Annotated in this window: 16 protein-coding genes, 1 tRNA gene and 2 pseudogenes; 10 read left to right on the plus strand and 9 right to left on the minus strand. The window is 70.3% G+C overall.

Translation table 11 applies throughout. The features are described 5' to 3' along the window. The first annotated feature begins 118 nt into the window (after positions 1 to 118). Positions 119 to 685, plus strand: coding sequence for an orotate phosphoribosyltransferase (gene pyrE / locus TA90_RS08775; RefSeq protein WP_043535829.1), 567 nt, complete (start codon positions 119 to 121; stop codon positions 683 to 685). Positions 686 to 1,011: 326 nt separating this feature from the next. Beyond that, positions 1,012 to 2,052 (plus strand): DUF559 domain-containing protein, encoded by a 1,041-nt coding sequence (locus tag TA90_RS13280; protein WP_147513438.1) that lies wholly within the window; start codon positions 1,012 to 1,014, stop codon positions 2,050 to 2,052. A gap of 292 nt (positions 2,053 to 2,344) precedes the next feature. Here the strand turns inward: TA90_RS13280 and TA90_RS08785 are convergent, their stop codons facing one another. After that, a complete protein-coding gene (locus TA90_RS08785) occupies positions 2,345 to 3,172 on the minus strand; it encodes an HAD-IIA family hydrolase (RefSeq protein WP_043535830.1) in 828 nt (275 codons plus the stop codon). A 310-nt stretch (positions 3,173 to 3,482) separates the two neighbouring features. Here TA90_RS08785 and TA90_RS08790 point away from each other — a divergent pair, with 310 nt between their 5' ends. Both TA90_RS08790 and fbaA read left to right on the plus strand, forming a co-directional pair. Beyond that, the gene (locus TA90_RS08790; protein ID WP_043535843.1) at positions 3,483 to 4,073 is read left to right on the plus strand and encodes a TrmH family RNA methyltransferase; all 591 of its coding nucleotides are present in this window, start codon (positions 3,483 to 3,485) and stop codon (positions 4,071 to 4,073) included. Positions 4,074 to 4,160: 87 nt separating this feature from the next. Further along, complete coding sequence (gene fbaA / locus TA90_RS08795; RefSeq protein WP_043535831.1) at positions 4,161 to 5,186, plus strand: class II fructose-bisphosphate aldolase; 1,026 nt, start codon at positions 4,161 to 4,163, stop codon at positions 5,184 to 5,186. A gap of 342 nt (positions 5,187 to 5,528) precedes the next feature. Here fbaA and TA90_RS08800 read toward each other — a convergent pair whose 3' ends face one another. The 3 genes and pseudogenes from TA90_RS08800 to TA90_RS15600 all read right to left on the minus strand — a co-directional run. Then, positions 5,529 to 5,795 carry a hypothetical protein gene (locus tag TA90_RS08800; protein WP_043535832.1) on the minus strand — a complete coding sequence of 89 codons (267 nt, stop codon included), beginning with the start codon at positions 5,793 to 5,795 and terminating at the stop codon, positions 5,529 to 5,531. Positions 5,796 to 5,804: 9 nt separating this feature from the next. Then, entirely contained in the window at positions 5,805 to 6,008 is a 204-nt protein-coding gene (locus TA90_RS15595; protein ID WP_231550708.1) for a helix-turn-helix domain-containing protein, read from the minus strand. A 76-nt stretch (positions 6,009 to 6,084) separates the two neighbouring features. Beyond that, positions 6,085 to 6,405: pseudogene (locus tag TA90_RS15600) on the minus strand (recombinase family protein); the annotation flags it as partial. Between the two features lie 259 nt (positions 6,406 to 6,664). Between TA90_RS15600 and TA90_RS08810 the strand changes: the two are divergent. Then, complete coding sequence (locus tag TA90_RS08810; protein WP_197067875.1) at positions 6,665 to 7,141, plus strand: P-loop nucleotide/nucleoside kinase family protein; 477 nt, start codon at positions 6,665 to 6,667, stop codon at positions 7,139 to 7,141. 125 nt (positions 7,142 to 7,266) lie between these two features. On the opposite strand, the pseudogene TA90_RS13290 reads toward TA90_RS08810, so the two are convergent. Beyond that, positions 7,267 to 8,478 (minus strand): annotated as a pseudogene (locus TA90_RS13290) (IS30 family transposase). Between the two features lie 130 nt (positions 8,479 to 8,608). On the opposite strand from TA90_RS13290, the gene TA90_RS08820 reads away from it, so the two are divergent. Then, positions 8,609 to 9,805: a hypothetical protein gene (locus tag TA90_RS08820; RefSeq protein ID WP_043535833.1), complete on the plus strand. Its 1,197-nt coding sequence runs from the start codon at positions 8,609 to 8,611 to the stop codon at positions 9,803 to 9,805. A 63-nt stretch (positions 9,806 to 9,868) separates the two neighbouring features. On the opposite strand, the gene TA90_RS08825 is transcribed toward TA90_RS08820, so the two are convergent. The 3 genes from TA90_RS08825 to TA90_RS08835 all read right to left on the minus strand — a co-directional run bounded on the left by TA90_RS08825 (position 9,869) and on the right by TA90_RS08835 (position 13,280). Further along, a complete protein-coding gene (locus TA90_RS08825; RefSeq protein ID WP_043535834.1) occupies positions 9,869 to 10,621 on the minus strand; it encodes a glycerophosphodiester phosphodiesterase family protein in 753 nt (250 codons plus the stop codon). Positions 10,622 to 10,653: 32 nt separating this feature from the next. After that, entirely contained in the window at positions 10,654 to 12,003 is a 1,350-nt protein-coding gene (locus TA90_RS08830; RefSeq protein WP_082031588.1) for a DUF4032 domain-containing protein, read from the minus strand. Between the two features lie 146 nt (positions 12,004 to 12,149). After that, the gene (locus TA90_RS08835) at positions 12,150 to 13,280 is read right to left on the minus strand and encodes an ABC transporter ATP-binding protein (protein WP_043535835.1); all 1,131 of its coding nucleotides are present in this window, start codon (positions 13,278 to 13,280) and stop codon (positions 12,150 to 12,152) included. Between the two features lie 247 nt (positions 13,281 to 13,527). On the opposite strand from TA90_RS08835, the gene TA90_RS08840 reads away from it, so the two are divergent. The 4 genes from TA90_RS08840 to TA90_RS08855 all read left to right on the plus strand — a co-directional run bounded on the left by TA90_RS08840 (position 13,528) and on the right by TA90_RS08855 (position 16,574). Continuing rightward, positions 13,528 to 14,619 (plus strand): serine/threonine-protein kinase, encoded by a 1,092-nt coding sequence (locus tag TA90_RS08840; protein WP_231550709.1) that lies wholly within the window; start codon positions 13,528 to 13,530, stop codon positions 14,617 to 14,619. Between the two features lie 185 nt (positions 14,620 to 14,804). Beyond that, on the plus strand, positions 14,805 to 15,482 hold the full coding sequence (locus TA90_RS08845) for a hypothetical protein (RefSeq protein ID WP_043535836.1): 678 nt from the start codon (positions 14,805 to 14,807) through the stop codon (positions 15,480 to 15,482). 63 nt (positions 15,483 to 15,545) lie between these two features. Continuing rightward, complete coding sequence (locus tag TA90_RS08850; RefSeq protein WP_043535837.1) at positions 15,546 to 16,382, plus strand: DsbA family protein; 837 nt, start codon at positions 15,546 to 15,548, stop codon at positions 16,380 to 16,382. Between the two features lie 116 nt (positions 16,383 to 16,498). After that, positions 16,499 to 16,574, plus strand: a tRNA-Thr gene (locus tag TA90_RS08855). 145 nt (positions 16,575 to 16,719) lie between these two features. On the opposite strand, the gene TA90_RS08860 is transcribed toward TA90_RS08855, so the two are convergent. After that, complete coding sequence (locus tag TA90_RS08860) at positions 16,720 to 17,403, minus strand: uracil-DNA glycosylase (protein ID WP_043535838.1); 684 nt, start codon at positions 17,401 to 17,403, stop codon at positions 16,720 to 16,722. Positions 17,404 to 17,478 lie beyond the last annotated feature (75 nt).

Consider the following 17,478-nt stretch of genomic DNA (forward strand, 5'->3'; position numbering starts at 1 on the left):
GGCTCTCCCGAGGGCTGTGGGGTTCCGGCCGGTGTGCCCGGGCCCGTGCCAGCCGCTGTGCCCCGGTGACCACGGACGAGGGCGGGAGCGCCCTCGTCGATCCCGATAGGCTGGGCACATGACGAATGACTCCCAGAAGGCCCGCCTCGCCGAACTCGTGCGGGACCTGGCCGTGGTCCACGAGAAGGTCACGCTCGCCTCCGGGCGTGAGTCCGACTTCTACGTCGACATGCGTCGCGCCACCCTGCACCACGAGGCGGCGCCGCTCATCGGCCACGTGATGCTGGACCTGCTGGAGGAGTCCGGGTTCGCTCCCGGCGACTACGACTCCGTGGGCGGTCTGACCATGGGCGCCGACCCGGTGGCCACGGCGATCCTGCACGCGGCTGCCTCGCGCGGACTGGACGTCGATGCCTTCGTGGTGCGCAAGGCCGCCAAGGACCACGGGATGCGCAGGCGCATCGAGGGGCCCGACATCGCCGGTCGTCGGGTGGTGGTCCTGGAGGACACCTCGACCACGGGCGGGTCCCCGCTGGAGGCGGCGGCCGCGGTGGAGGAGGCCGGGGCGACGGTGGTCGCCGTGGCGGTGGTCGTCGACCGCGACACGGGCGCCAAGGAACGCATCGAGGCCGCAGGGTACCCCTACCTGCACGCCCTGGGTCTGGCGGACATCGGCCTGGCCTGAGGCAGCAGCGCCCCCTGCGGGTGCTGCTGAGGGCGGCGGCGACGGTGTGTGGGTTCGGCGGCGCGAGGGCGGTCTGCGGGCGTGGATTCGGGGTCGAACCCACAGCTGGTTGACGTCTTGGGGCCTGTGGCGGCGACGGTGTGTGGGTTCGGCGGCGCGAGGGCGGTCTGTGGGTGTGGGTTCGGGGTCGAACCCACAGCGCGTTGTTGCCCGACCCTCACCCCCTGTCCTCCCAGCGTTCCCACGCGAAGGGACTTGCACGCTGGCTCACGGGCAACCTGTGGAGGAACGATTCCAAGCGCAATGGTCTGCTAAGAACTGACATCATGGAAGAGTCGTCAGCGGTGTTGCAGCACATCGTGGTGGCGGACAGGAGGTCCTCGGGAAGGTGCGCCCGGCGACTCGGTTCGGGTGAGCTCGTCCGCGTGTTCCGCAACGTCCTCGTCGAGGCGAGCTACCTGATGGTGCCCGATCGGTGGGAACGTGCGCGCCGTGCCAATCTCGTCCGCGCATGTGCGGTGTCGTTGCTGCTCGGTCCCAGTGCGGCACTCAGCCACCAGGCGGCCGCCGTGGTGCACGGGCTCGGGATGACAGCGGATCTCACGGATGTCCACGTCTCCATCGGCCGACGGTGGGGAGGGAAGGCTGCCGTCCTCCCCGCCATTCTCCTTCCGGACCACACTGTCATTCCTTCGGTTCGGCTGGTCCGGCACGAGACACCGGTCCCCGCTCATCGGATCGAGCACCTGAGGGAGCTGATCGTGAGCGACCTCCCGGCCACGGCAGTGCAGTGTGCCTCTTCGATGCACCCGAGGGAGAGCCTGGTCATCGTCTCGGGTGCGCTCAGGATGCTCAGCCGGTTCGACCGCTTCCACATGAACGAGAGTCGTGAGCGGGAGGAGCTGTGGCGCGCCCGCATGTTGGATCTCCTGGAGAGTCGAGGACCCGGGCAGCGCAACGTCTCCCGCGCTCGCGAAGTGATCAGGGCAGCCGATGCAGGGTGCGAGTCCGTGCCGGAAGCGCTCCTGCTCTGGGCTCTGAAGGCAGCCGGGTTCACCGGGGTCCGGACTCAGGCCGCCCACCAAGTCGGTGACGCGCTCTACTTCGTCGATGTCGAGATCGAGGGAACCGATGCTGTCATCGAATTCGACGGCAAGGCCAAGTACGGCGAGGAGCGGGACGCTGTCCTGGAGAAGCTGTCCCAACAGAACCGGCGCCAGAAGGGGCTCGAGTCATTGGGCTTGGTGGTCATCCGCTTCGAGTACCGAGAACTCGGGAACTGGAAGGCGATCCGGGATGAAGTGGTCGCCCGATCGGGAATGAACGGTCCTCCTCGCCCCAACAAGGTGCTCCTGGCGGGGCTCTGAGATCCGGGGGTGCAGCACTGGTGGTCGTCCACTGCCCGTGGCGGCGACGGCGTGTGGGTTCGGGGGTCTGGGAGCGGTCTGTGAGGGCCGTATGGGGGTTGAACCCACAGCTAGTTGATGTCCTGAGGGCTGCGGTGGCGACGGTGTGTGGGTTCGGCGGCGCGAGGGCGGTCTGCGGGCGTGGATTCGGGGTCGAACCCACAGCTGGTTGATGTCCTGAGGGCTGCGGCGGCGACGGTGTGTGGGTTCGCTGGCCCCGCTGCAGCCGCCGGCCCCGACCCGCTGGCAGGCCTCAGCCCCTCGACGCCTCCACGAGAGCCACCAAGTCCCCGATGCCGTTGTGGATGCCGAAGGGGCGGTAGGGGAAGTTCGCGACCTGCTCTGCCTTGGTCGAGCCGGAGAGCACCAGGTGCGTGCGCAGGCCGGCCTCGACGCCGGCGCGGACATCGGTGTCCATGCGGTCGCCCACCATGGCGGCGTCCTCGGAGTGGATCCCCAGTCGGTTCAGCCCGGCGCGGATCATCACCGGGTTCGGTTTGCCCACGAAGTAGGGGGAGTGCCCGGTGGCTGCCTTGATCATCGCGGCGACAGAGCCCGTTGCCGGGAGCATGCCCTCGTCGGAGGGGCCGGTCACGTCGGGGTTGGTGGCGATGAACTTCGCGCCCTTCTCGATGAGGCGGATCGCGCGGGTCAACGCGTTGAAGTCGTAGTTGCGCGTCTCCCCGAGCACCACGAACTCGGGATCGGTGTCGGTCATGATGAACCCCGCGTTGTGCAGGGCCGTGGTGAGACCCGCCTCGCCGATGACGTAGGCCGTCGAGTTCGGGGACTGCTGGGTGAGGAACGCCGCGGTGGCGTTCGCCGAGGTCCAGATCCGGTCCTCGGCGACCTGCAGCCCCGCACGGGCCAGCCGGGCCGAGAGGTCCCGGTTGGTGAAGATCGAGTTGTTGGTCAGCACCAGGAAGGGCATCCGGTGCTCCTGGAGCGCGTCCAGGAACTCCTGCGCTCCGGGGAGTGCCCGGTTCTCGCTGACCAGGACCCCGTCCATGTCGGAGAGCCAGGCGGTGATCGGGGGCATCTCGGAGAGTGGGACCGAATGGGGCACTGCGCTCGTCGTCATGCCTCCAATCTAGTCGTCGAGGGCCCCGCCCGGCACCGGTCCGGGGTGGGCCCCCGGCTAGGGTGTGCCCATGTCCGAGTCGTCGCGCCGCTCCACCGCACCCTCCGGGGACGGGGGTGGCGCCGACGGCCGTGGCCCCAGTGGGTGGGGCGCCGCTGGGCGCCCGGTGTCGGGGGACGAGGGCGGCGCCGGTGACCCCGTGCCGGCGGAGGTCGTCCACACCGGAACCCCGCCCGACACCGACGCGGGTGGTCCCGCCAGCCGTGGTCGAGGAACGGCGGAACCGGACGGTGGGACCGATCCGGTCGGCGTGGGGCCGTGGCCCGGGGGGCGCCTCGAGTGGCCCACTGATCCGCGCCTGGACCCCGAACTCCTCGCCTTGGGGGACCAGCGCAACGTCGAGGACCGCTACCGCTACTGGAGCATGGAGGCGATCCGCGAGGACCTGCGCACCAGGTCCCGGGGATTCGAGGTGGCCGTGGAGAACCTGGGCCACGACTTCAACATCGGCTCCATCGTGAGGACCGCCAATGCGCTGGGTGCCTCGCGTGTGCACATCGTGGGGCGCAGGCGGTGGAACCGCCGCGGGGCGATGGTCACCGACCGTTACCTGCCGGTGGACCACCTGCCGGATGCCTCCGCCCTGGTGCGGGACGCGCACGAGCGGGGACTGGTGGTGGTCGGCATCGACAACGTCGAGGGCTCCGAGCCCCTCGAGCAGGCGGAGCTCCCCGGGCGCGCGCTCCTCGTCTTCGGGGAGGAGTCCGGGGGCCTCAGTGACCAGATGCTGGGCGGGTGCGACTGTGTCCTGCACATCACGCAGCACGGTTCCACGCGTTCGATGAACGTCGGCCATGCCGCCGCCATCGCCATGTGGGCGTGGGTGAACCGTCGGGGATGACAGGAGAGGGACCTTCTCCCGCTCCTCGCGCCCGTGCAGGTGTGGGACAATCGGGGGGACAGATTCTCAGTCAACAAGGAGGCTCCTGTGCCCATCGCAACCCCTGAGGTCTACAACGAGATGCTCGACCGCGCGAGGGACGGCAAGTTCGCCTACCCCGCCATCAACGTCACCTCGTCGCAGACCCTGAGCGCCGCCCTGCGCGGTTTCGCCGACGCCGAGTCGGACGGCATCATCCAGGTGTCCGTCGGCGGTGCCGAGTACTGGTCGGGCTCCACGGTCAAGGACCGTATCGCCGGATCCCTCGCGATGGCCGCCTACGCCCGCGAGGTCGCCAAGAACTACCCGGTGACCGTGGCCCTCCACACCGACCACTGCGCCAAGCAGAACCTGGACTCCTGGACCGAGAAGCTCATGGAGCTGGAGGTCGAGGAGGTCAAGGCGGGTCGTCTGCCCTGGTTCCAGTCCCACATGTGGGACGGCTCCGCCATCCCGCTGGACGAGAACCTCGAGATCGCGAAGCGCCTGCTGCCCCTGGCAGTCGCGTCCCACACCATCCTCGAGGTCGAGATCGGTGCGGTCGGCGGTGAGGAGGACGGCGTCGTCGGCGAGATCAACGAGAAGCTCTACACCTCCACGGCCGACGCCATCAAGACGGTCGAGGCCCTCGGCCTGGGCGAGAAGGGCCGCTACATCACGGCCCTGACCTTCGGCAACGTGCACGGCGCCTACAAGCCCGGCCACGTGAAGCTGCGCCCCGAGATCCTCGGCACGATCCAGGACGAGGTGCAGGCGCACTACAAGCTGGACCACCGCCCCTTCGACCTGGTCATGCACGGTGGCTCCGGCTCCACCGACCAGGAGATCGCCACCGCCGTCGCCAACGGCGTCATCAAGATGAACGTCGACACCGACACCCAGTACGCCTTCACGCGTCCGGTCGCCGACTGGATGTACAAGAACTACGACGGCGTCCTGAAGATCGACGGCGAGGTCGGCAACAAGAAGACCTACGACCCGCGCGCCTGGGGCAAGGCCGCTGAGGCAGGCATGGCCGCCCGCGTGGTCGAGGCCGCCGAGCGCCTCGGCTCCGTCGGCACCAAGATGGCCTGAGTCACCCGGCCACATCCCGGGGTGCCCGCACTGAGCCCTCCCCGGGGCACGAGGGCCCGTCGCGGTACTACCGCGGCGGGCCCTCGTGCGTGCGGGACGTCCGTGGCCCGGGCCGTGTGCCCCCCGGCGTGTGCCCTGTGGCCCGGGCCGTGTGCCCCCTGGCCGCGGTGCGCAGTGCGTACCCTGTGGCCGAGGGGCTCCCGGCCGCGGCCGGGCGGAACGGGTCGACCTCCCCGCCGCGCCGGGACCCATTCCCGCTCGGACGTCGACGCGCTGCGCATTCGGGGGCGGTCCCAACCGATCAACGCACCACCTTCACTCCGAGGAACTCTAGCGTCGAGCTCAGCGGGGATCGTGGGTGCGCATGCGCACCGTGGCCCGTGTCCCTTGGGCGGGCTCGAGGACAGAGATCCGGGACGCGAGCCCGTCGATCACCGACGCGGGAGCTGGGATCCTCGCGGACTGCAGCGCGGTTCGGACCTCGTCTTCCGAGTGTCCGGCGTGCTGGTGCGCGATGGTGTCGAGCCGGTCCTCGACGGTGGCGGACTGGCCCTCGTTGATCCAGCGATCGACCTCATCGAGCGGCTTCGGCTTATGACGTCTCCACATGGATCGAGGCTAGGCCTCGCCCGAGCGTGCTGCCAGAGGTCGAGCACGTCCGACGGCGCGGTAGACGGTCGCGCGGGAGACCCCGAAGAGCTCGGCGATCTCGGCGGAGGTGTGGTTGCCGGCGTGGTGGAGGTCGACGAGGTGACGCTCCTGGGCAGGAGTGAGCTTGGGCTTGCGGCCCTTGAGCTTGCCCTTTGCCTTCGCGATGGCCATGCCTTCGCGGGTGCGGGGCGCGGATCAGGTCAGCCTCGAACTCGGCGACCATCGCGAGCACGTTGAGCAGTAGCCGGCCAACCGGGTCGTTGGGGTCGTGGACGGTGCCTCCGATCTGCAGCCGGACGCCGTGGGTGGTGAGCTCGTCGACGATGTCGCGCGCGTCGCGGATCGAGCGGGCGAGGCGATCGAGCTTGGTCACCACGAGCGTGTCCCCGGACCGGGTCGCGGCCAGGGCCTCGCGGAGCCCGGGCCGGTCGCGGTGGGTGCCGGTCGCGCCCTGGTCGACGTAGACGCGTCTCGGGTCGACTCCCATCGTCTCGAGCGCTTGGCGTTGGGCGGTGAGGTCTTGTTCGGCGGTCGAGCAGCGTGCGTACCCGATGAGCGTCGCGGTCATGCCGTGAGTGTCGCAGACAGGCAGCCCTCACCGGGCAGATTTTCGAGCGGGTCTATCGAGACAGTCGACATCAAGGTGCTGCCTCGCCGCGTGGGCGTGCGCGGGGTGTCTCGGTAGGGGATCGGCTTACGGCACGGCGGTATGGTCAGGCGGATTTCCGGGTGATGCCGACCGTAGGTGGTCATGCAGCCCTCGACTCCTACCCGGGCGTCACCGCCTTTGTCCCTCACCTGCGTTGAGCCCGGATAGGGTTGGCTACGTGGACCAGGTCATCCTCATGTGCGGTCCGGCTGGATCGGGGAAGTCGACCTACGCGCGTGGCCTGGAGGCCCGGGGCTATGTCAGGGTCTCGTTCGACGGCGAGGCGTGGGCCCTCGGGCACCGGACCCACCCGATCGGCGACGACGCGCGCCAGGTCGTCAACGGAACGCTCCAGGACAAGCTCGTCGACTGTGTGAAGCAGGGGAAGGGCGTCGTCGTGGACTCCTCGTTCTGGTCCCGTGCCTCGCGCGATGAGTTCAGGCGGCTCTGCGCCCCCCTCGGCGTCGTCCCGGTCGTCCACTACCTGGACACCAGGCGGTCGATCCTCCTGGACAGGTTGGCCCAGCGCGAGAACTCCGGCCCGGACGACATCGCTGTGTCGCGCGAGCGAGCGATCGCGTACATCGACGGGTTCGAGACGCCCACACCTGAAGAAGGCCCACTCAGGATCGTCCACGTGACAAGCCCGATGTGATCGTGGCTGCGCCCAGACCGGCGCCACGCCCACGCTGGTCGCCCTCCTGACTCGAAGGGGTATCCCCGGTGGGCGGTCTCGCAGAGACACATCACAGTCGCCGATTCTCATTGCCTGCCCCGGCTTCATTCCTCAGCTACAGCTCGCACGCCTGCGTCGGATCTGCTCATCGACCGGCGCAATTCTCGAGCCGCCGCTGCGGTCTCAAGAAACCTCTCCGTCGGCGCCGCCCATTCAAGGACCTGCCGAGGCCGTTCGTTGAGGAGCCTCTCGATGCGTTCGAGCTCGTCGTTACTCGTCGCGTTCATGTTCGTGCGCCGCGGGAGGTACTGGCGCAGGAGGCGGTTGGTGTTCTCGTTGGTGCCGCGCTGCCACGGGCTGCGGGGGTCGCAGAAGTAGACCGGGGCGTCGATGAGTGCGCTGAGGAAGGCGTGGTCGGCCATCTCGCGGCCGCGGTCCTAGGTCAGGGACTTGCACATGCCGGGTGGGACGTTGAACAGGGCGCGGGCGACCGCGATGCTGACGTCCTTGGCCTTGATCCCGTCGGGCAGCGGCACGATCTTCGGGTAGCGGGTGGTGCGCTCGACGAGGGTCGCGACCGCGCTCGGGTGTTTGCCCATGACGAGGTCACCTTCCCAATGACCCGGCTCGAGCCGGTCGGTCACGGTGGCGGGGCGGTGGTGGATGGAGACCATGTCGCGCAGATGCCCTCGCCCGTGCGATCGCTTCACGAGCCGGGGCCGGCGCATCGTGCGACCGGACCGCAGCCGCTGGTACGTGCTCTTAGGCAGGTTCCGCGATGCCGGCAGATAGACAGCGCGGTAGATCGTCTCGTGCGAGACCCACATGCCCGGCTCGTGGGGATGTTCGCGGCGCAGCCACGCCGCGATCTGCTGCGGGGACCAGTCCAGCTCGAGCCGCGAGAGCACCACCGCCCGCAGCCGCTCGTCGCTCGCGAGACGCGGCACCCGCGACCGCCGGGCTTCGACGCGGGCACGCTCATCGGCGACCGTCGCACGGTAGGCGTCACGGCCGCCGTCGCGGGCGATCTCGCGCGAGACCGTCGACGCCGACCGCCCCAACCCTTCGGCGATCGCCCGGGCAGAAAGACCAGCAGCGATCCCACGCGAGATCTCTTCCCGCTCACCTGGACTCAGATGCCGTGGGGAGCGTCTCGGCAACGCGGGTCGCACCCCACCATGACGCAGCAAGTACCGGCGCACGTGATGCGACGGGACGCCGGCCCGATCGGCGATCCGCCGCAGTGACTCGCCCTCGCCCCATGCCTGCCACACGACGTCCTGTACTGCCGCTGGCAGCGACGTCACCACACTCATCCCAGCCTCCACGACAACGCATCATCTACCCTGGTGGTGCGTTGATGGGTTGAGACCGCCGGCCAAATGAGGACAATGGACACCAATGCGTGATGAGATGGTGTGACCACAGCTACGAGGGGGAGATTCCATGGCCGCGAACGGATGGGCACGCGTCGAGGGGATGATCATCGCCCGCGAGCTCGACCCGCAGGTGGTGGCGGATGAGCTCGCCTCGCGCAGCGTGCTGGCGCAGCTCGAGTGGTTCGACCGGTCCCCCCAGCTCCTCGGCATCGTCGTCGCCGAGCAGGACGGCGCCGTGGCCGCCCTCGACGCGGACGCGGACGTGCCCCACCCGGGTCCTGCCCTCGACGTGCTGGTGGAGGAGCTGGCCGTCCTCCTGGACGCCGAGGTGCGCCTGGGAGCCGCCCTCGCCGACCACCTGCCGGAGGGCGTGTCCCCCTTGGCCGACGTGCAGACCGACGAGGATGCCGAGCCTCCCTCGTCGCGTGTCGTCGAGATCGGACACACCCCTGCCTCCTCCGTCCCGCTCCTGGCCGCGTTGGAGGGTGTGGACATCTCCGACATCGAACTGCCCGGAGGGGAGCGTGTCCTCCTCGCGGAGCTGCCGCCCGAGCGCGCGGGGTGGAACTTCGGGGACGTGCCCCTGGTCTCCCTGTCCGTGGCGGGCGACGAGTTCCAGGCCTTCCTCGTCACCGATGACGATCCCGAGAACGTCGTCTCGCACAATTGGGGCATGCGCACCCAGCTCGTGCCCGGTGCCCACCCGGCCGACGCCCCCCTGGACCCGGCGGTCGAGGACCTCGTGGGCGACGGCGAGGACCTCGAGGCGATCGCCTCCCACGTGCCCGGCGCCGACACCGACGCCTTCCGTGCGGCGGCCGGGGTCGAGGGCCCCGCAGCCGTCCACGCCGCCGTGCGTGCACTCGGCCTGGACGACAGCGTCGCGGCGTTCCTGGAGGGCGCGATCCCGCTGGAGGAGGTGTCCGGGGCGGAGGTCCACCTCGCCCGCGGCATCTCCAACGCCATCGGACGCAGCGTCGACATCATGCTCACCGAGCACGACTCCCCGACCTTCCCGCTCTGGGACGCCTACCACACGGCGGCCGTGGAGCGGCCGTGGATCGTGCGGGTCGGTGCGAGCCTCGAGGCGGCGACGGGCGCAACCCTCGTCGCACTCGCGATCCGCGCGGAGAAGCCCCGGTCGGGGTGGACGAAGATCGGGGGCGTCCTGGGCGGCCTGATGCTCGTGGACTCGGTGGCCGAGCTCTCCCTCGCGAAGTACCTGGGCCTGCGCGAGGAGCGCAGGAGGGGCCACAGCGCCTGAGGCTCCTGCGGCGCCCGCTCCGACCCACGCGGTTCCCGCAGCCGCGGCGCCGGGGCGGCGCCCTCAGCGCTGCAGGGCGGACTCCGGGAAGTCCTGCGGACGGTTCGTGAAGATGCCGGTCACGCCCCACCGAGCCAGCTCCCGGGCTCGGTCGAGGTCGTCGACGGTCCAGACGTTGACCTCGAAACCGGCCTCCAGCATCTCGGCCACCTGGGCCTCCGTCAGGTCGGTGTCCCCGGGGTTGACGGCCCGGCACCCGAGTTCCACCGCCCCGGTCCTCCACCCCTCCCGGCCGTGGTCATCGCGTTCGAGGAGCCAGCCCAGGTCGGTGTCGGGTCGCTCCGCGTGGAAACGGGCCAAGAGGTCGTGGTCGAAGCTGGAGACGATGAAGTGCTCCTGGTCGACCAGGGTGTCCACGGTGTGCGCCAAGGTCTCGATGACGCGCTCCCGCAGCACCTCCCCGCCCCGGCACGGCTTGATCTCGAGGTTGCCGTGCAGTCCCGAGGCGTTGAGGAACTCGATGACGTCCGCCGCCTCGGGAACGGGCTCGAAGCGGTAGACGTCGGAGAACCAGGAGCCCGCGTCGAGGCGACGCAGGTCGGAGAAGCCCTTGTCGTAGTAGCCACCGTGCCCCGTGGTGGTGCGGTCGAGGGTGTCGTCGTGCATGACGAGCAGCGTCCCGTCGCCCATGATGTCGACGTCGAACTCGATCCACCGGGCGCCGACCTCCATCGCCTTGACGAAGGAGGCCATCGTGTTCTCCGGGGCCAGCGACGAGGCGCCCCTGTGGGCGAGGATGCGGGGGAACTCAGGCATTGCGGTCCTTTCGGGGTGGGTGGCGCGCGGGGTCACGCGCCGTCGGGGTGGGCGTCCCCGCCTGCAGGTGTGTCAGGAGTGCCGTTGACGAGGGCGACGTCGGCGGGGTCCTCCGGGGCGGCAGGCTCCCCGGGGATGACCGCCGGCATCTCGGCGGTGTCCTGGGGCCCGGGGTCCAGGAGGATCGCCTCGTCACGCTTGGAGGGGAGGACGGAGTGGACGTAGGAGTCGATGACCTCGTCCAGGGGGATGTCGTGACCGGCCTGCTGGGCGAGGAACCAGCGGTGGTCGAGCACCTCGTGGAAGATCTGCGCGGGTTCGAGCTTCGCCCGCAGCTCGGGGGGGACACCGGCGATGACGGGTTCGAACACGTCACGCATCCACTCATGGGCCACGATCTCGATGGGTTGTCCCTGCCGACCCGTCATCGCCCGGTAGGTCTCGAGGTCGTTGAGCATGCGCTGTGCCTGCTTCTCCCCGACGTCCATCCCGGTCAGGCGCATCATCTGGCGGTGGAAGTGCCCCGAGTCGACCACCTTCGGTTGGATCGTCAGGTGGGTGCCGTCGAGGTCGGAGACCATCTGGAGCTCACCGACGCTGAAGCCGAGCTCGTTGAGGCGCTCGATGCGCTCAGCGACCCGCCACCGCTGGCCGGTCTCGATGGACTCCGGCGCGGTGAGTTCGCGCCACAACTCTTCGTAGCGGGAGCGGATGCGGTCCCCGACGGTGATCGGGTCCTCGTCCTCGGGGAAGTAGGAGCCGGCCTGGAGGTCCATCAGTTCCCCGATGATGTTGGTCCGGGCGAGGTCGACGTCGTACTCCCGTTGCCCCCTGGTGAGGGAAGGGTGGAGCTCACCGGTCTCCGCGTCCACGAGGTAGGCGGAGAAGGCGCCGGCGTCACGCCTGAAGAGGGTGTTGGACAGGGAGACGTCGCCCCAGTAGAAACCGAGCAGGTGCAGCCGCACCAGGAGCACCGCCAGGGCATCGATGAGCCTGGTGGCGGTGTCGGGGGTCATGTACTGGCTGAAGAGGGCCCGGTAGGGCAGCGAGAACTGGAGGTGCTCGGTGACGAGGACCGCGTTGAGCTCCTCACCGGCGTTGTCGCGTCGACCCGTCACCACGGCGGTGGGGAGGACGGAGGGGGCATCGATGCGCGAGAGGTCGCGGAGCATCTCGTACTCGTGGTGCGCGACGGTCTCCCCGATCTCCTTGACCGCGATGACGCGTCCGGAGAGGTTGACGAAGCGCACGATGTGGCGGGAGAGGCCGCGGGGAAGGGCCGCCAGGATGTCGGGGGGCCACTCCTTCAGGGGCAGCTCCCACGGGAGGTCGAGCAGGGCCGGGTCAATGGTCGCGGCCGTGATCTCCAATGACTGGGGCATGGCCACCATTGTCGCACCTCGTGTGCCCGCGCCCCACCCCCCGGGACCCGGGGGCCGGGTGCCACACACCCACGGGACCCGCACAACACCCCGGACACGACGGTGCCCCGCCCCCCGGGAGGGGACGGGGCACCGGTCGGGTCGGCTCAGGAGGGCAGACGCACGCCGGTGGCGGCGGAGAACGCGTGCTGCTGTCCGGGGATGATGCGGGCGTGCACGACGTTGCCGCGCTCGGGGGCGGTGCGCGGGGGCACGCGGACGATCAGCTGCTCGGCCTTGCCCTCGTTGCCGGAGCCGAGGCCGTGGCCGCTGCCCGCACCGGCCAGGTGGCCGTAGATGTAGGCATCCGAGCCCAGCTCCTCGACGAAGTCGACCTCGATCGGGATCGTGTCCTCGACGTCCGGGCCGACCAGCTCGAGGCCCTCGGGACGGAAGCCGATGATGATCTCCCCGTTGTCGGCGGGGGTGAGGGCCGCGGCGGTCGCCGGGGTGAGGCGGACCTTGGCGGTGTCCAGGGTGGCGAACTCGCCGGTGACCGTGAACTTGCCGAGGTTCATGGCGGGCGAGCCGATGAAGCCCGCGACGAAGGAGTTGGCCGGGGTGTCGTACATCTCGGCGGGGGTGCCGACCTGCTGGAGGATGCCATCGCTGAGGACCGCGATGCGGTCGCCCATCGTCAGGGCCTCGGTCTGGTCGTGGGTGACGTAGACCGTCGTGACGCCGAGCTCACGCTGCAGCGAGGCGATCTGGGTGCGGGTCTGCACACGCAGCTTCGCGTCCAGGTTCGACAGGGGCTCGTCCATGAGGAACACCTGCGGCTTGCGGACGATCGCACGGCCCATGGCCACGCGCTGGCGCTGGCCGCCGGAGAGGGCCTTGGGCTTGCGGTCGAGGTAGGGCTCGAGGTCGAGGATCTTGGCCGCCTCGTCGACGCGCTTGCGGATCTCGTCCTTGGGGGTCCCCGCGATCTTCAGCGCGAAGCCCATGTTGTCGCGCACCGTCATGTGCGGGTACAGGGCGTAGTTCTGGAAGACCATCGCGATGTCGCGGTTCTTCGGCTGGACGTCGGTGACGTCACGGTCGCCGATGAAGATGCGGCCGGAGTTGACGTCCTCAAGGCCGGCGAGCATGCGCAGCGAGGTGGACTTGCCGCAGCCGGACGGGCCGACGAGGACGAGGAACTCGCCGTCGGCGATCTCCAGGTCCAGTGCATCGACGGCCGGCTTGTCGGAACCCGGGTAGATCCGGGTTGCCTTGTCGAAAGTGACGGTTGCCATGATTCTCCTCCACCGGCAGGTACGTGCCGGACGATCCGAGTAGAGACGAGACGTCAGCATCTTCACCGACGCCGGACCCGGCACCCGCTCGCGCAGGGACGTGACCGATCTCAAAGTACCACGCCGGGGGCGCGCCGGACCAATGTGTGTCGGGACACGTCTGCGCCCCCGTTCCGCCCGTGTGCCGGTCGGGCCCCTCCGCGCCGGCTGCCCGGGTCGGGGCGGGTGGTGCCGATAGTCTGGGCCGGTGGACGAGGGACAGGGACGGATGCTGGGTGGGTACCGCCTCCTGCGACGTCTCGGCACGGGAGGGGCGGGCACCGTCTGGTTGGCGGAGGACGGCGCGGGCCAGCGTGTGGCCCTCAAGCTGCTCCACCCGGCGCTCGCCTCGACGGAGGAGGCGCGTCGGCGCCTGTCGCGCGAGGCAACCACCGTCAACCGGGTCCACAGCTCCGGGGTGGCCCGGGTCCTGGACGTCGAGGTCGACGACTCCCAGCCCTTCGTCGTCACCGAGTTCGTCGACGGTCCGACCCTGTCGCTGCGCCTGCGTTCGGGAGCCCTCGCCCCCCGCGAGGTGGCGGCCCTGGCGGACTCCCTGCGGCACACACTCCTCACGGTCCACGACGCGGGAGTCGTCCACCGCGACGTCAAGCCCTCCAACGTGATCCTCAACCCGATGGGTCCCGTCCTCATCGACTTCGGGATCGCGATGGCGGAGGACGACGAGCGCCTCACGCACACGGGCCTCGTGTCCGGTACGGCCGGATTCACCGCCCCCGAGCTGCTCAGGGGAGCACCCGCATCGGTCGGCACCGACTGGTGGTCCTGGGCGGCCACCGTGCTCGAGGCGGCGACCGGACGGCCCCCCTTCGGTTCCGGGGACCCGCAGGCGGTGATGCTGCGGGTCATGGGCGGGGAACCCGACACCGCGGGACTGCCCTCGGGGGTCGCCCGCGTGCTGGCCGGGGAGCTGGCGGTCGACGCCTCGACCCGTCCCGGGCCCGAGGCCGTCTGTGCATGCCTGGCCCTCCCCACCAGTTGGAGGACAGCCCCCACGCCACACGCCGGGGAGCGGCACGGGTCGCCCCCGTCGGTCCCCGCCGGACCCGTCGACGAGGGCGGGTCGGGGGAACGGACCACGGTCCTGCGCGGTGCGGACGGGTGGGACGGCGCCGGTGCCGGGACGTCGGACGCGCAGGCGGCGACCCGGGAGGGCGGGACAACCGGACTCCTGCCCGCGGCGTGGGACGGGACACCCGCCACGCAGCCCATGGCGCCGCCCGCAGGGATTCCGGCCGTCCTACCAACCGCGTCCCCGGAGGGCGGCCGGAGGCGCTGACGGGAGGCCCGACCGACGCGGCGCCGGACGCCACGGCCGACCTGCCACCCGTGGACCCGACCCAGCTGTCGGGCGCGACGACGGTCCTCCCTTCCTCCCCCGGATGGGGGTCGCCGGTCTGGGTGCCGCCCCCGCAGGGGGACCTGCCCCCCGGCCGGACCGGGGCGCCCGAGGGATGGGGTCGGATGCCCGAGGGGCAGGGGTGGGTGCCCGAGGGGTCGGGTGGGGTGCCCGAGTGGTACCCGGTCGCGCCCTACGTCGCCTCCCGTCCCCGCCCGGTCCCACTGACCGGGTGCCTGCTCATGCTCGGCCTCGCGGTGCTGCCCGTGGTCCTGGGCTCCGCGGGGTCGGCCGTCGTGGGTGTCGTCCTCGTGCTGCTCGCGACGGTGGGTGCGACACGCGCCGGCCGTGAGACACGCCGGGTGCGGCACCAGGAGGTCCGTCCCTCCGACACCGCGGTGGCGCTCGCCGGTCTCCCCCTCCACATCCTGCGGTCCGCCGTTGCCCTCATCGGAGGGCTCATCGCCGGGGTGCTGGTGTCGGGTGGGGCGTGGGTCCTGCTCCGGGGCGCCCTCTTCGCGGCTCCCCCCTCTCTGGGGTGGCCGCTGGAGGTGATCCTCTCCGACGCTCACAGACAGTGGGGCGAGGGCGCGGGTCCGGTGCTGCTGCAGGTCGTGTGGGGCCTGACGGCGGTGGTCCTGCTGGTGATGTGGGTACTGCCCACCTCCCGCCGACTGAGGGAGGGGACCGCGGTGGTGGCCCGCACCCTCCTGCGGCCGAGGTGGTCGAGGGTGGTCCTGGACCTGCTCCTGGTGTGTGTCCTCGCGGCGACGTGGTACATCCTGACCGGCGGAGGGACATGACAGGACGGCAGCATCGGGCTGCCGGTACTGTGGTGTCACCACACGGCCACGGAGGATGCCTCAATGCCCAGCAAGAGTTCCAACAGCGACTCGACCCGCCAGAAGGCCCAGCAGCTCAGGGAGGCCCAGCAGCGGGCCGACCGTCGGGTCCGCCTGGTCATCATCACCGTCGTCTCAGTGGTCGTCGTCGCCATCATCGCCGCCGTCGCGATCATCATCGCCCGGCAGGGTTCCGAGGGTGAGTCGGGTCAGTCCCAGTCAGGGGACGCGGCGGCAGTGCTCGGCCCCTACGCCGACGGGGCACCCGTGCTCTACTCCCACCTCGGGGTCGGGCAGGTGGACGACTCACTGCCCACCCTCACCGAGTACTTCGACTACACCTGCCACGTGTGCGCCGACGTGGACGTGGCAGTCGGTGCGAAGCTCTCCGACCAGGCGGAGAAGGGTGCCTTCAACATCGAGTACCAGCCCGTCACCACCGTGGGCATGGCCTTCCAGAAGCCGGCGACCACGGCCTCGCTGATCGTCGCCCAGAAGGACCCCGACCACTGGGTCACCTTCCACCACGCGCTGCTCGCCTACTTCGAGGAGCAGTTCAACGGCGGGAACGGCACCGTCATCCAGGACCTCGACAAGTCCACCGCCCAGGTGAAGCAGATCGCCGAGGACTCCGGTGTCCCAGCCGACGTGGTCTCCACCTTCACGCAGAACTCGGTCGATGCGTACCTGACGACGACCACCAACGCCTGGACGGCGAAGACCTTCCAGGGACGTGACCAGAGCAACTTCGGCACGCCTGAGTTCGTCAAGGACGGGACGACGGTCATCAAGCTCACCGGCACCTCCGCCGACGAGCTCTTCAACACGATCATGACGGGCATGGGCGTCACCGCGAAGTGACGTGACGTCCCCGCCACGTGCGGGGGTCTCCCGCCCCCCGGGTCCCGCGGGCCCGGGGGGCGGTCACGCCTCTGATTCGTAGACACCTCGGGCCCCGTGGCACACTGTGGGGGCCCGCCACCTTAGCTCAGTTGGTAGAGCACCCGCCTTGTAAGCGGACGGTCGCGAGTTCGAGTCTCGCAGGTGGCTCCATGTCCCCTCCTCCGGGGAGGGGTCCGTCCGGGTCCCACGTCAGCAGGGACACCGCGCCCCGGGTCGGCACTCCTCCCGGAGGGCGGTCCGGTCGACGTCCGGACGGCGACCACCTGCTGTGGCACCGTGCCGCGTCCACCTCGGCTCAGGGCAGGCGCCAGTCGACCGGCGCGGCCCCCTGTTCGGCGAGGAGCGCGTTCGCCCTCGAGAACGGGTGGGACCCGAAGAATCCGCGGCTGGCGGACAACGGGGACGGGTGCGGGGAGCAGATCATGGGGGTCCGGCCCAGCCGGGGCCCCAGGGACTGGGCGTCACGACCCCACAGGATCGCCACGAGTGGTTGGTCACGGGCGACCAGGGCATCGATGGCGAGGTCCGTGACCTCCTCCCATCCACGGGACCGGTGGGACCCCGGCGCTCCCGCACGCACCGTGAGGACCCTGTTGAGGAGGCACACGCCCTCCCTCGACCACGGGGTGAGGTCCCCCGAGGTGGGGCGGGGGACGCCCAGGTCGTCGACGAGCTCGGTGAAGATGTTCTGCAGCGACCGAGGGGGTGTCACTCCGGGGGCGACGGAGAAGGACAGGCCCATGGCGTGCCCGGGCGTCGGGTACGGGTCCTGGCCGACGATGAGGACCTTGACCCCCTCGAAGGGGTAGGTGAAGGCCCGCAGCACGTCGGTGCCGGCCGGTAGGTAGTGGTTGCCGGCCGCGGTCTCCGCGCGCAGCATCCGGCCGAGCTCGTGGACACGGTCCTCGACGGGGGCGAGCGCCCGCGCCCAGCCCGGGTCGAGCAGTTCCGACAGGGGGTGGGGAGCAGTGGTGGTCACGTCCCCACAGTAGACGGGAGTGGAGGGTCGCCCACTGCGCGCGTGGGTGGCGCGGGAACCCGGACCGGGGGAGGC

The sequence above is a fragment of the Actinomyces polynesiensis genome, from assembly GCF_000820725.1.
GTDB lineage: Bacteria > Actinomycetota > Actinomycetes > Actinomycetales > Actinomycetaceae > Pauljensenia > Pauljensenia polynesiensis.

Excerpts from the sequence above, each read along its gene's own strand:
- pyrE (WP_043535829.1), top strand. The coding sequence starts at position 119 with ATGACGAATGACTCCCAGAAGGCCCGCCTCGCCGAACTCGTGCGGGAC.
- TA90_RS13280 (WP_147513438.1), top strand. The coding sequence starts at position 1,012 with ATGGAAGAGTCGTCAGCGGTGTTGCAGCACATCGTGGTGGCGGACAGG.
- TA90_RS08785 (WP_043535830.1), bottom strand. The coding sequence starts at position 3,172 with ATGACGACGAGCGCAGTGCCCCATTCGGTCCCACTCTCCGAGATGCCC.
- TA90_RS08800 (WP_043535832.1), bottom strand. The coding sequence starts at position 5,795 with ATGTGGAGACGTCATAAGCCGAAGCCGCTCGATGAGGTCGATCGCTGG.
- TA90_RS15595 (WP_231550708.1), bottom strand. The coding sequence starts at position 6,008 with ATGGCCATCGCGAAGGCAAAGGGCAAGCTCAAGGGCCGCAAGCCCAAG.
- TA90_RS08820 (WP_043535833.1), top strand. The coding sequence starts at position 8,609 with ATGGCCGCGAACGGATGGGCACGCGTCGAGGGGATGATCATCGCCCGC.
- TA90_RS08825 (WP_043535834.1), bottom strand. The coding sequence starts at position 10,621 with ATGCCTGAGTTCCCCCGCATCCTCGCCCACAGGGGCGCCTCGTCGCTG.
- TA90_RS08830 (WP_082031588.1), bottom strand. The coding sequence starts at position 12,003 with ATGCCCCAGTCATTGGAGATCACGGCCGCGACCATTGACCCGGCCCTG.
- TA90_RS08835 (WP_043535835.1), bottom strand. The coding sequence starts at position 13,280 with ATGGCAACCGTCACTTTCGACAAGGCAACCCGGATCTACCCGGGTTCC.
- TA90_RS08845 (WP_043535836.1), top strand. The coding sequence starts at position 14,805 with ATGCCCGAGGGGCAGGGGTGGGTGCCCGAGGGGTCGGGTGGGGTGCCC.
- TA90_RS08850 (WP_043535837.1), top strand. The coding sequence starts at position 15,546 with ATGCCCAGCAAGAGTTCCAACAGCGACTCGACCCGCCAGAAGGCCCAG.